This window comes from Phenylobacterium sp. (assembly GCF_041920015.1).
Taxonomy (GTDB): Bacteria; Pseudomonadota; Alphaproteobacteria; order Caulobacterales; family Caulobacteraceae; genus Phenylobacterium.
On sequence record NZ_JAYRST010000081.1, the window covers coordinates 1 to 13,805 of the forward strand.

Sequence of the window (13,805 nt, forward strand, 5' to 3'; positions counted from 1 at the left end):
CAGCGGCCTGGCGATCTCGGCGGCCTGGTTGAACCGCCGCCCCAGCAGGCGCGAGCGGTGCAGCGGCACCGGCGCGATCGCGTCCGCCTCCTCCAGCAGTTCGCGCGCCGCGCGGCTGATCCAGCGGGCCATCAGCGGCGCCAGGTCCGTGCGGTCGGCATGCTTCAGTTGCAGGATCGGCCCGCGCGAAGCCTCATCGTAAAGGCAAGCCGCCCGCGCCCGCGAAAACGCCCGGGGCCTGGCCATGCAATCGGCGCACCGCACGCCGGCGCCGAGGTCGTATTCGAAGGGGACGCCGCAACCGTCACAGAGCGGCCCGTCAATGAAATGGATACGGCCCCAGGCCGCTGGGTCCAGCCCGACCGACAGGGTCGCGGCGCCGCCGTCGAGCGATTGGGGTGGGAAAAGCAGGTCCAGCGCGCTACGAACCGCCGCCTTCGTGCGGGCGCCGGGTTTCCACCAGGCGCCGGCACCGCCATCTGGATAGTTCAATGTCCGCCCCGCCCCGCCTCTTCGACCGCGACCTGCTGCGCGCCCGCCTGGACCGCGCCGCGCCCGGCTACGCCGCCGCCGACTTCCTCAAGCGCCGCGCCGCCGAGGACGCCGTCGTTCGCCTCGAAGCGATCATGCGCGACTTCCCGCGCGCCGTCGATCTCGGCGCGCGCAACGGCGCCTTCGCCCGGGCCCTCGCCGCAAGCGACGCGGCCGGGCGGGTCGGCTTCCTGGTCGAGGCCGATCTGTCGCCGCGCATGCTGGGGGGCCGGCCCGGCGCACGCCTGGTCGCCGACGAGGAGCGCCTGCCCTTCGCCCCCGCCAGCCTGGACCTGGTGGTCTCGACCCTTTCGCTGCACTGGGCCAACGACGTGGTCGGCGCCCTGATCCAGATTCGCCTGGCGCTGAAGCCCGACGGCCTCTTCATCGGGTCCTTCCTCGGCGGGGCGACCCTGACCGAGCTTCGCCAGTCGCTGCTGGCCGCCGAGGCCGAGCTGACCGGCGGCGCAGGCCCGCGCGTCTCGCCCTTCGCCGACGCCTATGACGCGGCGGGCCTGCTCCAGCGCTCGGGCTTCGCCCTGCCGGTGGCCGACGTCGACCGCGTCACCGTCCGCTATGCGCATCCGCTGAAGCTGCTGGCCGACCTGCGGGCCATGGGCGAGACCAGCGTCCTGGCCGAGCGCCACCCCAAGCCCCTCACCCGCCAAGTGCTGGCCCGCGCCTTCCAGATCTACGCCGAGCGCTTCGCCGAGCCCGACGGGCGCCTGCCCGCCACCTTCGAGATTCTCACCCTCACCGGCTGGTCGCCCGACCCCAGCCAGCAGAAGCCGCTGAAGCCCGGCTCGGCCAAGATGCGCCTGGCCGACGCCCTGGGCGTGGTCGAAAATCCCCTGCCGCGCGACGAGGATTAGCCCAGCCGCGCCGAGGCTATGATCGCCTCCACCTCGGCCAACGAAGCGTCAAAGTAGTGCTCGGCCGGAGCCAGATAGAGCAGCACATAGGTCTTGCCGCCGCGCTCGGCGATCACGCCGGCCCCCTTGATGTCGAGGCCCTCCTGCGTCCGGGCCGTCAGGTCGAAGCGCACGCCGCTCGCCTCGCCGATCCGCCCGGGCCGTGGCTTCGCCAGCTCCACCCGCTGATACTCCAGCGCCGCCACGCTGTCGGTGATGAACTCCAGCCGCTCGCTGGCGCTCATCTCCTTGCGGATCACCGGCGTCGGCCGCTCCTTGATCTCCGGCTTGATGAGGAAATCGCCCGGCGCCAGCCCGTCGGTCAGATAGAGCCGGTTCAACAGCGGCCCGTCGATCGACAGCAGCCGCACCTTCTTGGTCTTGCCCGCCATCACCGCGCTGATGTCCGACCAGTCGCGGCCGAGCGACACCTCATAGCCGCCCCCGACCCTGAACGCGCCCGCGGGCGCTGCGACGACGCTGGCGCAGGCCGCCAGCGACAGGGCCGCGGCGGCGATCCCCAGCAGGCGGATCGTGGTGCGTAGGGTCATGAACTGCGCTCCAGGCTCGAAAGGCTGTCCTGCACCATCCAGGCGTCCTCGGCCTGGGGCGCCTTGGCCAGATAGGTTTCATAGGCGGCCCTCGCCGCCACGCGGTCGCCGTCGCGGCGATGGATGTCGCCCAGCTCGCGCCAGGTCGCCGCCGGGGCGTCCGCCTGGCCGCTGGCGACCAGATAGGCCTCGCGCGCCTTGGCGAGGTCCCCCTCGCCGCGCCGCAGCCGATAGGCCTCTCCGCGATAATAGTTCAGCACCCCCAGGTCCTCGCCGCCGGCCGCCAGCCGGTCGATGACCACCAGCGTCTGGCCGAAGTCGCGCCGGCGCAGGTCGTCGCGCAGCCAGGCGGGCAGGAACGGGCGGATCGCCGCGCGGTGCCGCGCGCGCCCGCGCTCCCCGCCCGCCCGCAGCGTCTTGGCCTGGACCTCCAGAGCGGCGATCCGGTCGGCGCTCAAGGGATGGCTGTCGAAGATGCTGCTTCTCGACTCCGACCTGCGCACCCGCTTGAAGTCCGAGCCCTGGGTCTCGGCGATCAGCCCGCGCCAGCTCTCCATGGCCGCGGCGACGTCGTACCCGGCCTGCCCGGCCCGCCGCTGCCCCAGCAGGTCCGCCTCGCTCTCCTGCTCGCGCGTGAAGCGGAACAGGGCGGCCATCTGCGCATAGTAGATCAGGTCGATCGTGCCGCGTGTCGCATCGATGATCGACTGGGCTTCGCCGCTGGTGGCTGCGCCGGCCGCCGAACTCGCCCCGGCCACGGCCACCACCACGCTGGCGGCCAGGGCCACGTTCGCCCGCGTCTTCTGGGCGCCGTAGCGCTCCAGGCTGTGGGTCTCGACAAAATGGCCGAACTCGTGCCCCAGCACATAGGCCACCTCCGCCTCATCCGAAGCGCGCAGCAGCAGGCCCGACCAGATTTCCGTATAGCCGTTGGGCGCCATGGAGGCGTTGAAATAGGGCCGGTCCATCACATAGACGCGCAGGTCCGCACAGTGGGGACCTGCGACCTTGCACATGATCTCGTGCACATAGGCGTTGAGGGCCGGGTCGCGGTTCAGGTCGCCGCGGGTCCTGGCCTCGGCCTCGACCTTGTCCATCTCGCCCCACAGCCCGCCCTCGATCGAGGAGATGTCGGGGCGCGCGCCGGCCAGGCGCTCGGCCGCCTGGGCCAGGCCGCCCAGGACGAGCGCCGCCGCCAGCGCCGCCAGGGAAACCGGGATCGCGCGCATGGCTAGAGCGGAGCGTCCTTCAGCACCGCCTCGACCAGCCGCGCTGCGCCCTCGGGCTTGCGCATGTCGTCGTTCGGCCCGGTGATCGCGACATTGGCCCAGACCACCCGCCCGGTCTTCAGGTCGACCAGCGAGGCCATGCACTGCTGCCCGCCGATCGGCACGCCCACGCCCAGCACCGCCAGGCCGACCGCCGTGGCCACCCGCGCGCCGCTGGCGTAGTTCCCGCGCCCGATCAGGAACAGCGCATAGTCCGCCTGATAGGTCTCGCCCAGCACCTGCGCGCCTTCGCCCAGGGTCCAGTCGAACGCGCCCTTCTTGGTCGGCAGGCTGACATAGCCGTAGTTGAACATCTGGATCGAGCGGACGACCGCCTCGTTGAGCCGCAGGAGCTGGCCGGCGCGGCCGTCCATGGCGCTCGTCGGGTCCAGCATCTGGTAGCTGTGGGCGCGGGCCTTCATCTGGCGTTCGATCTCGCCGGTCATCAGCGCCTTGCCCTGCTCGCTCCAGTCGGCGCGCGCCTCCTGCAGCCCCGCGGCGGTCAGCACCGCAAGCTGCACGTCCGGCTCGACCAGCAGGATGCGCGCGCCGGGCGCCGGCTTGACCGGATTGGCCATGATCTTGGTGTTCGTGGTCGTGCACGCGGCCGTCAGCAGGCACGCGGCGACGATCGCCAGCAGCTTCTTCATGTCTCGCCCCACCCTGCCGGACGCGCAGCGCCCAGGTTTCGCAATCTATACGCGTGGCGAGAGCCTTGTCGATGCAGGCCGCGCCGCAGATCGCGCGCGAAATGTGATGGTTTTCGGGGCGCCTGCGTCGAACTTGCGCGTTAGACGGCCAAGCCGGGTCGCATTTTGGCCCCGCCTGGGCTTTAAAAGCCGACCTTGGCTCGACAACTACCATAGGAACCCCACTTGATGCGTATTGCTATCCTGGCCGCCGGCCTCCTTGGCGCCTGCGCCGCGTCCGCCCAAGCCCAGACCGCTCCGGCGACCACCGATGCGGCTCCTGCTCCGGCGCCCGCCGCGGCGGGCCCGGCCCAAGGCGGCTTCACCGACGAGGATCTGAAGGCCTTCGGGTCGGCCATGGCCGAAATCCAGAAGATCAACGCCGAGTACGGCCCCAAGCTCGCGTCCGCCGACGCCGCCGCCAAAGCCGACGTCCAGAAGGAAATGATCGGCAAGATGGGCGCGGCCGTCCAGGCCAGCGGCCTCTCGCCCGACAAGTACAACGCCATGTCCGCCGCCGTGCAGAAGGACGCCGCCCTTCGCCAGCGCCTGACCGACGTCCTCAACGCCCCGCCGGCCGCCTAAGCCGCCGCCGCGCAAGGAAATCGGCCGCCCAGCTCCGCCTGGGCGGCCTTTTTCATGGGCGCAAGGTCGCTCTCCGCCCCGCGTCCAGCGTCACCACCACGTCCGCCCGCGCGGGCATCTCGGCCAGGATCCAGCGGGTCAGGCGCTCGTAATGGGCGATGAAGGCGGCGACCTCTTCGTCGCTCATCGCCCGCTTGCCGCCCGCGCCCTCGCGCGCCAGGCGCTCGCGCAGCTTGCGCTCCTGCTCCTGGCGCCAGGCCAGCACCACCTCGAAACCCGGCGCCTGCAACAGGATCAGCAGGTCGAGGCCAGCGAACAGCTCGCGGTAAGGACCTTCTAGTTGCGCGTTGACGAACCGCCGCCAGGTCCCGTCCTCGTCGCGCACGCGCTCCAGTTCGTTCACCGGCTGCGCCAGGGCCGCGGCCGGCTGCGGGGCGGCGCCGACGCACCAGCCTTCGAAGATCACCACGTCGGCCGGCCCCTCGAAGGCCTCGCCCGGCCCGCGGTCGTCGGCGGCCTTGTCGAAGCGCGGCAGGAGCGTCCGCCCCGGCCGGCGTAGCTGCACCAGCAGGTTTCGGCCCAAGGCGACGTCATGCGTGCCGGGCGCGCCGCGCGTGGCCAGCAGCGGATGCGCCCGCCCGGCCAGTTCCGCCCGCTCGGCCCGCGTCAGATAGAGATCGTCCAGCGACAGCGCCGCCACCCGCAGCCCCCGCGCCTCCAGCAGCCGCCCCAGCACCGCCGTCAGGGTCGACTTGCCGCTGGCCTGCGGCCCGCACAGCCCGACCACGATCCCGCCCGGCCGCGCCGCCGCGGCGATGCGCTCGGCCAGGGGCACAGCCACCGACTGGACCGTCTGGGCATAGGCCGCCGGAAGACGCTCACGCGCCAGGAATTCGTCGAGCCAGGGATCAGGCGATCTCATGTGATCGGAGGTTATCAGCCCCTGCGCCGGCCCGCTGCGACATTTCGCCCTAAGTAGAGGGACCACATCGGACTGGCGTTGCGCCCTGACTCGGGCTCTAGGTTCCAGTGTCGAGCGTGCAGCCGCGCGAGAGACAGTTGAAGCAAGACTTCGACCCCAGATGAGGCCCGTGGTGATCCGAGCTCGCCACGGGCCTTTTTCGTGGCCGCGTGAACCCTAAGCCAGGGCGATGACGCCGCGATGACGGCTCACACCAAATCGCGCAGCCAGGCGATGAGCGGCGCATCGGCCGGCGGCATCGGATAGTCGGTCAGCTTGGCCGGCTTCACCCAGGCCAGGCCCGAATGCTCCTTGGCCGTCACCATCCCCTCCCATCGCCGCAGCAGATAGAGCGGCATCAGCAGGTGGAAGTCCTCATAGGTGTGGCTGGCGAAGACGAAAGGCGCCAGGCAGGCCTGCGCCACCTTGATCCCCAGTTCCTCGTCCAGTTCGCGGATCAGACACTGCTCCGGCGTCTCGCCCGGCTCGACCTTGCCGCCCGGAAACTCCCACAGCCCAGCGAGCTGCTTGCCCGGCGGCCGCTGGCAGATCAGCACCCGCCCGTCGGAATCGATCAGGGCCGCGGCGGCGACGAGGACCATGCGCTTGGTGTCGGACATAGGGCTTCCTTGCGGGATATGGCGGCGATTGCAAGCCCGCCGCTTGGCCGCCGCCCCTTGGCGAACTTGACTTTCCGCGCCCCGGCGCGCATATCTGCGCTGCGCTGCAGCAATCGCGGCGATATCGGCGCTCCAGCCGCGTGAGGGTTCCGCACCGCCGGAACTCGCTGTCGAGCGCCCGAAACGATCGCATAGATCGCCCCGCCACGCGGGGGCTTTCCACACATGACCCGCGTCCCGCGCCCTCGCATCGTTCGAGCCGGCGCGCTCGGCGCATCCGTGAAAGATACATACGTTTTGACCAAGTTCACCGACCTCGGCCTCGACAAGACGCTGCTCAAGGCCCTCTCTGACGAGGGCTATGAAACGCCGACCCCGATCCAGGCCCAGGCCATTCCCGGCGTCATGGCCGGCAAGGACCTGCTCGGCATCGCCCAGACCGGCACCGGCAAGACCGCCGCCTTCGCCCTGCCCATCCTCCACCGCCTGGCCGCCGACCGCAAACCCGCCCCGCGCCGCGGCTGCCGCGTGCTGGTGCTCTCGCCGACCCGCGAGCTCGCCACCCAGATCGCCGAGAGCTTCAAGGCCTACGGCAAGCACATGGGCGTCTCGGTCGCCGTCATCTTCGGCGGCGTGAAGTATGGCGGCCAGATGCGCGCCATGGCGCCGGGCGTCGACGTGCTGGTCGCCACCCCCGGCCGCCTGATCGACCATCTGCAGGAAAAGACCATCACCCTCCAGGGCGTGGAGATCTTCGTCCTCGACGAGGCCGACCAGATGCTCGACATGGGCTTCATCGTCCCGATCCGCCAGGTGGTGAAGCACCTGCCGCGCCTGCGCCAGAACCTGTTCTTCTCGGCCACCATGCCCGGCGAGATCGAGAAGCTGGCCGGCGAGCTGCTGCGTCCCAACCCGACCAAGGTCTCCGTCACGCCGCAGGCGACCACGGTCGAACGCATCAAGCAGGAGGTCATCTTCATCGAGGCGACCCGCAAGCGCGCCCTGCTCTGCGAGCTGTTCGCCGAAAAGGACTTCAAGCGCGTGATCGTCTTCACCCGCACCAAGCGCGGCGCCGACCGGGTGGCCAAGTCGCTGGAATCCGCCGGCGTCAACGCCGCGGCCATCCATGGCGACAAGAGCCAGGGCCAGCGCGAGCGCGCCCTGGCGGCCTTCAAGGCCGGCGACGTCCGCGCCCTGGTGGCCACCGACATCGCCGCCCGCGGCATCGACATCGACGCGGTCAGCCATGTCGTCCAGTACGAGCTGCCGAACGTGCCCGAAGCCTACGTCCACCGCATCGGCCGCACGGCCCGCGCCGGCGCCGACGGTTCGGCCGTGGCCTTCTGCGCCGACGACGAGCGCGGCCTCCTGAAGGACATCCAGAAGATCACCCGCCAGACCATCCCCAGCTTCGACCGCCGCAACGACCGCGGCCTGTCGGTGATGACCAAGGCCATGCCCGAACTCGCCGCCGAAAAGACCGAGCGCGCGCCGGCTGGCGGCGAGCGCAACCGCCGCCCCGAAGGCCGCAGCGACCTTCCCCCCGGCCTGCGCAAGCAACGCCGCCGCAAGCCGAAGGCCCAGGCCGGCGCCGAACAGCGCCAGGGCCAGCTCAAGCGCCATACCGACCATCGCGGCGGCGGCCAGCGCGCCCACGGCGAGCGGGCTTCCACCACGCCCATCGACCAGTCCCAGTTCAAAGGCCCCAAGCGCGGCGCCGCCAAGCCCGCCGAAAAGCGCTGGTCCCCGCTGGACTGAGCGTTTCGGGGCAAGTTCTTCCCTTCGGGGGAAGGGCTTGCCCCCCTGCGCCTATGTCGGCGGATTATACCTTTCGACAAAAGCGACGATGGCGGCCAGTAACGCCTTGTTCCGGTCTTCGTCGCTCCGTCCCTGCTCGTCGCGGGACTTGGGGTCCGGATTGACGAAGACCTCGACGGACCTGCCCGCGTTCCGCAGGCCGCGCTCCATCCTGCGGCTCTGGCCGGATATCTCTTCCTCCACGACCTCGGTCAAAACGAGCAGGACCGGCGCATCGGCCTGACCAGCGTGAAACATCGGGGAAATCGCCTTCAGATCCTGACCAGCCGTCGGCCCCAGGCGCGCCAGCCGGCTGGTCATGGCTCGCAGATCGGCTCCAACGAGCCTGCGAACGGATGCGTCGAAGTTCGGCAGGTCGTAGACGCCGTCCCCGCCAGCCGCGCAGCGATAGATTCCGTTCTGCAGGGTGACTCCCGCCAGGGCCGCATAGGCGCCATAGCCGGAGCCGACGATGCAGACGCGCTTGGGATCGATCACACCGGTTCGTGCCAAGGCGGCCACGCCATCGGAGATATCGGTCTGGAGCTTACGGCCAACCTCGCCCTCGGCTGCCTTTCGGAACGCCTCGCCATAGCCGAGCATGCCCCGATAGTTCGGCTGGAGGACCGCATAGCCACGCGACGCGAAGGCCTGCGCCGTCATGCTCAAATTGGGACTGTTGCGTAGGCGGGAAGGCCCGCCTTCGAGCAGAACGACCAGCGCCAACCCCTTCCCGGCGGACTTCGGCGGCAAGGTCAGCACTCCGTCGAGCGCCAGCCCGTCGCTGGCCTGATAGTCGACGGTCCTCACCTCCCCGAGGTCTTCAGCCTTGATCGTGGGCCGGGCGCTGCCGATGGGACGTGCGGACGTCTTGTCGATATCGACCAGCCAATAGGTCCCGCTATCGGTCGCGCCTTCCGTATAAGCGACCATCCGGGCCAAGCCCGCCGAATAGCTGGCGAGATAGGTCTGGGCGTCGGGAAAAGCCTTGGCGGTGGCGACGACGCGCTTTTGAAGTTCCGGGTCGATCATGCGCACGCCGCCAGGCGCCTCACGATCGGTCATACCGATCAGCAGGCCGGTCAGCCGATCGCGCAACGCCTGTTTCGCCTCGACGCCGACATCAAGCGTCTCGCTGTCGGGCTGGCCCTCTAGCTTCAGTTCCTTCGCAACCTCCTCGCCCGAGGTGCGATCTGCGAGCAGAAGCGTCCCCGGCGTGCGCCCCAACCCGTCTAGATAGAGCTTGCCTTCCGTGATGTGACGCGACTCCAGCAGCCGGCCGTCGCCCGCATGGATCGTTTGGACCTGTCCCTTGGGGTCGTATTCGGAATAGCCGGCGATAGAGCCCTCCGGCGACATGACCCAGGAGGTCCCCCGTCCGCCAACCTGCGCGATGCGCTCATATTCCAGCGTCTCCAGATCGACCCGATAGAGATCGGCATAGATAGGGGCGGCGCGGGTGCGCGGCTGAATTTTCTCGAAAGGAACTCCACCGACGAACGCGACCCAGCTTCCGTCGATCTTGGCGACGCCGAACAGGCCGACCATTGCATTGAAAACCGATTTCGACCCTTTGAAGACGCCTTTCATCGACTTGGACGGAATGTCGATGACGACGCCGGAAAGGAAAGTTTGACGGGAGAGCATGGAGAGGCCGCCGCCCGCTACGGATCGGGTCGCAAGAATGAGCTTGTCGTCCCCGGCCCAGATCAGGTGCGTTACATCGATATCGCCGAGGTCGGCGGCGAACTCCGCGCTGCCGTCCGCACGGCGAACCGTCAGCAACCGAGTCTGGTTCTCCAGGCCAACCAAGGCGAAACGATCGCCCGATGGCGACAGAGCGACTCTCTCAATCCTGGGCGTGGCGGCGAAGTCTTCCAGGCTGGGCTTGGCCCACGCTCCCGTCGCCGCAAAGAGCGCCGCCAGAACCAGCAAAAGCCTCATTGGAGTCCCCCCGCACATCAAGCACGCCCCAGGCGACTATTTCCCATGTCGAGACTCCCCTCAACCGAAAGTCGCAGGCCGCAGATCAGGTCGCCTGATGTCCGATAATTCTCCCTGTGGGATGAGGAAAAGCGAGGTCGCCTCAGGGCGGCGCCACCTCACGGCGCCGGCGTCGGGGCCAGCTTGCGCTTGAAGAAGTCCAGCGTCGTGAGCGCCCGGTGCAGGCGATGAGCCTGCGTCCAGCCGGCGCGGTGGCGCAGGCCCGGATAGGTCATCATCTCGAACGGCGTGGCGTTTGCCTGCAACGCCGCCATGGCCTTGGTCGCATTATCGAAGGTCACGTTGTCGTCGGCCATGCCGTGGATGATCATCAGCGTGTCCGGCTTCAGCCGCCCCAGCCGTGCGGTGACCTCGGCGTTCGCATAGCCCTCGGCGTTGTCGGCCAGCGTCCCCATGAACCGCTCGGTGTAGTGGGTGTCGTAGAGCGACCAGTCGACCACCGGCGCGCCGGCCATCCCCGCCGCATAGGGCGACTCCGGCGCGGTCAGGGTCATCAGCGTCATGTAGCCGCCGTTCGACCAGCCCACGATCCCGATCCGGGCCGCGTCCACATAGGGCAGCGATTTCAGATATTGGGCGCCGGCGAGCTGGTCCTCGACCTCCACCACCCCCATGCGCCGGTCGATGGCGGTCTTGAAGGCCACCGAACGGTTGGGCGTGCCGCGGTTGTCGATCGAGAACAGGATGAAACCGGCCTCGAGATAGAGCTGGTCCTCCGGCTTCATCCACGCCTTGTCGACCAGGGCGCCGGCCGGGCCGCCATAGACCTGCACGATCACCGGATAGGTCTTCTTCGGGTCAAAACCCGGCGGCGTCACCAGCGTCCACCACAGGTCCTGGCCGTCCGCGGCCTTGAGGGTCCCGAACTGTGGTTCACGCAGGCGCGAGACATAGGGCCAATAGGGATGGCCTTCCGCCAGCCGGTTCTCCTCGATCCAGCGCACGCGCGATCCGTCGGCCTTGTAGAAGCCGGTCTGCGGCGGGGTCTTCGGGTCCTGATAGGTGGCGGCGAAGGCCTTGCCGGACCGCGCCACCGAGGCCGTCCACCAGCCGCCGCCAGGGGTCAGGGCCTTGGGCTCGCCCGGCGTCCTGTACGAAACCTCGTAGAGCCGCCGCTCGATCGGCGCGTCCTTGCTGGCGCCGAAGATCGCCACCCCGCGCGCCTCGTCCACGCCTTCCAGCGCGTCCACCGGCCAGTCGCCGGACGTCACCTGGGCGATCAGCCGGCCATCGGCGGCGTAGTGATAGAGATGCCGGTTCCCCGACCGCTCGGACGACCATAGGAAGGTCCCGTCCTTCAGCGGCCTGAAGTCGTCGGTCAGCTCGATCCAGTGCGGCGACTCCTCGGTCAGGATCACCTTGGCCGCGCCGCTCGCCGGATCGACGGCCAGCAGGTCGAGCCGCCGCTGATCGCGTCGCTCGCGCTGCACATAGAGCGTCTTGCCGTCCCTCGCCCAGTCGACGCGGGCGAGGTAGATGTCGGTCTCCGGCCCCAGGTCGACCTTGGTCCGCGCCCCGGTGGCGACGTCGGCCACATGGAGCTCCACCACAGCGTTCGGGCGGCCGACCCGCGGATAGCGCTGGCGCACGATGGCCGCGCCGCTCGCATTGACATCCAGCCGCTCGACCACGTCGACGCCGCTCTGGTCGACATGGGTCAGCGCGATCCTGGTCTCGTCCGGGCTCCACCAGTAACCGGTGGAACGGCCCATCTCCTCCTGGGCGATGAACTCGGCGCTCGCCCAGCTCTTCAGCTCCTCGCCCCCGGTGGTCAGGGCCCGCTCTGGGCCGACGCCCGCGGGCGTCACATAGAGATTGTCGTCGCGCACGAACGAGACGAACCGGCCCTTCGGCGAGACCTTGGCGTCGATCTCGTCGGCGTCGGTGGCGGTGAGCTGCGTCACCTGCCCGCCGGCCATCCGATAGAGGAAGAGGTCGCCCTCGACCGGGACCAGGATGAAGCGGCCCTGCTCGTCCCAGGCGTAGTCGACCACGCCGCGCGTCTGCACGCCCTGGCGCTCGCGGCGGCTCTTCTCGGCCTCGGAGAGTTCCTTCTCCTGCGGCGCCAGGCTGCGCGCGTCGATCAGCAGCCGCGGCGCGCCGCCAGTGACGTCGGCGATCCACAGGTCGGTCATCCGCTGGTCGTCGGCCCTGGCCCGCAGATAGGTCACCGCCGACCCGTCGGGCGAAACCTTCACCCCCCGCGCCAGCGGTCCCGACAGGTCGGGATCGGCGAACACCCGCTCTGGGGTCAGCTTTTCCGCATGCGCCGCGCCGAAGGTCATCAAGGCCGCCATCGCTCCTGCCGCCGCCCACTTCATCGAACGCCCCCGCACAGCGCCGGTCAGGACCGGTAGTCCCCGTTGATCGCCACGTACTGCTTGGTCAGGTCGCAGGTCCACATGGTCGCCGAGGCGCGGCCAACGCCGACGTCCACCGACACCTCCAGCTCCTGGTTCTTCATGTAGGCGCTCATCTTGTCCTCGTCGTAGGTCGGCGAGATCAGCCCGTCCTGGGCCGCGACCAGCGGTCCGAACATCACCTTGATCCGGTCGCGGTCGATCGGTTCGTCCGCCCGGCCCACGGCCATGACGATACGGCCCCAGTTGGCGTCTTCGCCGGCGAAGGCGGTCTTGACCAGCGGGCTCTCGCAGATCGTCCGGGCGATCTTGCGGGCGCTGGCCGAGCTGGCCGCTCCGGTGACGGAGACCTTCACGAACTTGCTGGCCCCCTCGCCGTCGCGCACCAGTTGCAGCGCCAGGTCCAGCAGCACGCTCTCCAGCTTCACGCGGAAGTCGGCCAGCCGCCGGTCGCCCGCGCGGGTGATGTTCGGCGCGCCCGACTGGCCGGTGGCGAACAGCATCAGGGTGTCGTTGGTCGAGCGGTCGCCGTCCACCGTCACCGCATTGAAGGTGTTGCGGGTGTAGAGGTTGACCAGGGTCTGCAGCGCCGTCGAGGAGATCGAGGCGTCGGTGACCACGAAGGCCAGCATGGTCGCCATGTCCGGCGCGATCATGCCCGATCCCTTGCAGATGCCGGCGATGCGCACCTTCTCCCCGTCGATGGTCGCCTCGGCGTAGGCGCCCTTGGGGAAGGTGTCGGTGGTCATGATCGCCTGCGCCGCCCCGGCCCAGCCGTCGTCGGTCAGCCGCGCCTCGACGTCCGGCAGCCGCTGGACGATCTTGGCGTCGTCCAACAGCACCCCGATCACCCCGGTCGAGGCGACCATCACGTCGCGCTGGCGGCAGTCGAAGCGCTTGGCCGTGGCCGAGGCCACCCGCCGCACCGCATCGGCCCCCGGCTTGCCGGTGAAGGAATTGGCGCAGCCGGCGTTGACCACCAGGGCCCGCACGTCCGCCCCCTTGGTCATCTCCAGGTGCTTGCGGCACCAGTCGACCGGCGCCGAACCGACCCCGTGGCGGGTGAAGACGCCCGCGCCCGACGTCCCCTTCACGAAACGCATGACCATCAGGTCCTCGCGCTCGTGCTTGTAGAAGCCGGCGCGGCCGGTCGCGAGTTGCACGCCGGCGATCGGCGGGATCTTCGGGAACGGGACGGCCAGGGGCGAGACGGGCAGCGCGCCCTTGGCCGGCTTGGGCGCCTCGGCCTTGGGGGCGGCTTCCGGCTTCTGCTTGGTGGTGGCGCGCTTGATCGCCCGCTCCAGCGCCTCGACGGGCTTGGCGGCGGCTTCCAGCGCCTTGCCGGCGGTGGACTTCTTCTCGGCGGGCGCCGGCTTGGGCGCGGGGGTCTTGGTCATGGCTTGGCGGCCTTGGCTGGGGCGGTCGCGGAGGGAGCTTGCGGTTGGGTCCTGGGGGCGTCGGCCGGTTCCTGCGGCTGCCCGGGAACGTCCTGGGGCTGGCCGATCAAGGTCTGGACCTTCGCCTTGCT

General features: G+C 69.6%; 12 protein-coding genes. 3 read left to right on the plus strand and 9 right to left on the minus strand.

Going from position 1 to position 13,805, the window contains the following annotated elements; genetic code table 11:
• On the minus strand, positions 1 to 492 hold a 492-nt coding region (locus ACE3TL_RS14095), incomplete at its 3' end, for a ComF family protein (protein WP_374579314.1).
• Here ACE3TL_RS14095 and ACE3TL_RS14100 point away from each other — a divergent pair.
• Complete coding sequence (locus ACE3TL_RS14100; protein ID WP_374579315.1) at positions 492 to 1,403, plus strand: methyltransferase domain-containing protein; 912 nt, start codon at positions 492 to 494, stop codon at positions 1,401 to 1,403. The genes ACE3TL_RS14095 and ACE3TL_RS14100 overlap by 1 nt on opposite strands.
• Here ACE3TL_RS14100 and ACE3TL_RS14105 read toward each other — a convergent pair.
• The 3 genes from ACE3TL_RS14105 to ACE3TL_RS14115 are packed head-to-tail and all read right to left on the minus strand — an operon-like array spanning position 1,400 to position 3,911.
• Positions 1,400 to 1,993 (minus strand): hypothetical protein, encoded by a 594-nt coding sequence (locus tag ACE3TL_RS14105; protein ID WP_374579316.1) that lies wholly within the window; start codon positions 1,991 to 1,993, stop codon positions 1,400 to 1,402. The two genes, ACE3TL_RS14100 and ACE3TL_RS14105, sit on opposite strands and share 4 nt — an antisense overlap.
• Positions 1,990 to 3,222 carry a M48 family metalloprotease gene (locus tag ACE3TL_RS14110; protein WP_374579317.1) on the minus strand — a complete coding sequence of 411 codons (1,233 nt, stop codon included), beginning with the start codon at positions 3,220 to 3,222 and terminating at the stop codon, positions 1,990 to 1,992. Before ACE3TL_RS14110 ends, ACE3TL_RS14105 begins: the two co-directional genes overlap by 4 nt.
• Before the next feature lie 2 nt (positions 3,223 to 3,224).
• Positions 3,225 to 3,911: a hypothetical protein gene (locus ACE3TL_RS14115; RefSeq protein WP_374579318.1), complete on the minus strand. Its 687-nt coding sequence runs from the start codon at positions 3,909 to 3,911 to the stop codon at positions 3,225 to 3,227.
• A gap of 228 nt (positions 3,912 to 4,139) precedes the next feature.
• Here ACE3TL_RS14115 and ACE3TL_RS14120 point away from each other — a divergent pair, with 228 nt between their 5' ends.
• Positions 4,140 to 4,535 (plus strand): DUF4168 domain-containing protein, encoded by a 396-nt coding sequence (locus ACE3TL_RS14120; protein ID WP_374579319.1) that lies wholly within the window; start codon positions 4,140 to 4,142, stop codon positions 4,533 to 4,535.
• A 52-nt stretch (positions 4,536 to 4,587) separates the two neighbouring features.
• Here ACE3TL_RS14120 and ACE3TL_RS14125 read toward each other — a convergent pair whose 3' ends face one another.
• A complete protein-coding gene (locus tag ACE3TL_RS14125; protein WP_374579320.1) occupies positions 4,588 to 5,457 on the minus strand; it encodes a kinase in 870 nt (289 codons plus the stop codon).
• Between the two features lie 248 nt (positions 5,458 to 5,705).
• Entirely contained in the window at positions 5,706 to 6,116 is a 411-nt protein-coding gene (gene mutT / locus ACE3TL_RS14130; protein WP_374579321.1) for an 8-oxo-dGTP diphosphatase MutT, read from the minus strand.
• 297 nt (positions 6,117 to 6,413) lie between these two features.
• Here mutT and ACE3TL_RS14135 point away from each other — a divergent pair, with 297 nt between their 5' ends.
• Positions 6,414 to 7,874, plus strand: coding sequence for a DEAD/DEAH box helicase (locus ACE3TL_RS14135; RefSeq protein ID WP_374579322.1), 1,461 nt, complete (start codon positions 6,414 to 6,416; stop codon positions 7,872 to 7,874).
• Between the two features lie 51 nt (positions 7,875 to 7,925).
• Here ACE3TL_RS14135 and ACE3TL_RS14140 read toward each other — a convergent pair whose 3' ends face one another.
• The 3 genes from ACE3TL_RS14140 to argJ all read right to left on the minus strand — a co-directional run bounded on the left by ACE3TL_RS14140 (position 7,926) and on the right by argJ (position 13,674).
• On the minus strand, positions 7,926 to 9,857 hold the full coding sequence (locus ACE3TL_RS14140; RefSeq protein ID WP_374579323.1) for an alpha/beta hydrolase family protein: 1,932 nt from the start codon (positions 9,855 to 9,857) through the stop codon (positions 7,926 to 7,928).
• 158 nt (positions 9,858 to 10,015) lie between these two features.
• Positions 10,016 to 12,214, minus strand: a complete 2,199-nt coding sequence (locus ACE3TL_RS14145) for a S9 family peptidase (protein WP_374579324.1) — start codon at positions 12,212 to 12,214, stop codon at positions 10,016 to 10,018.
• A gap of 47 nt (positions 12,215 to 12,261) precedes the next feature.
• Positions 12,262 to 13,674 carry a bifunctional glutamate N-acetyltransferase/amino-acid acetyltransferase ArgJ gene (gene argJ, locus ACE3TL_RS14150; RefSeq protein ID WP_374579325.1) on the minus strand — a complete coding sequence of 471 codons (1,413 nt, stop codon included), beginning with the start codon at positions 13,672 to 13,674 and terminating at the stop codon, positions 12,262 to 12,264.
• Between the last annotated feature and the right edge of the window lie 131 nt (positions 13,675 to 13,805).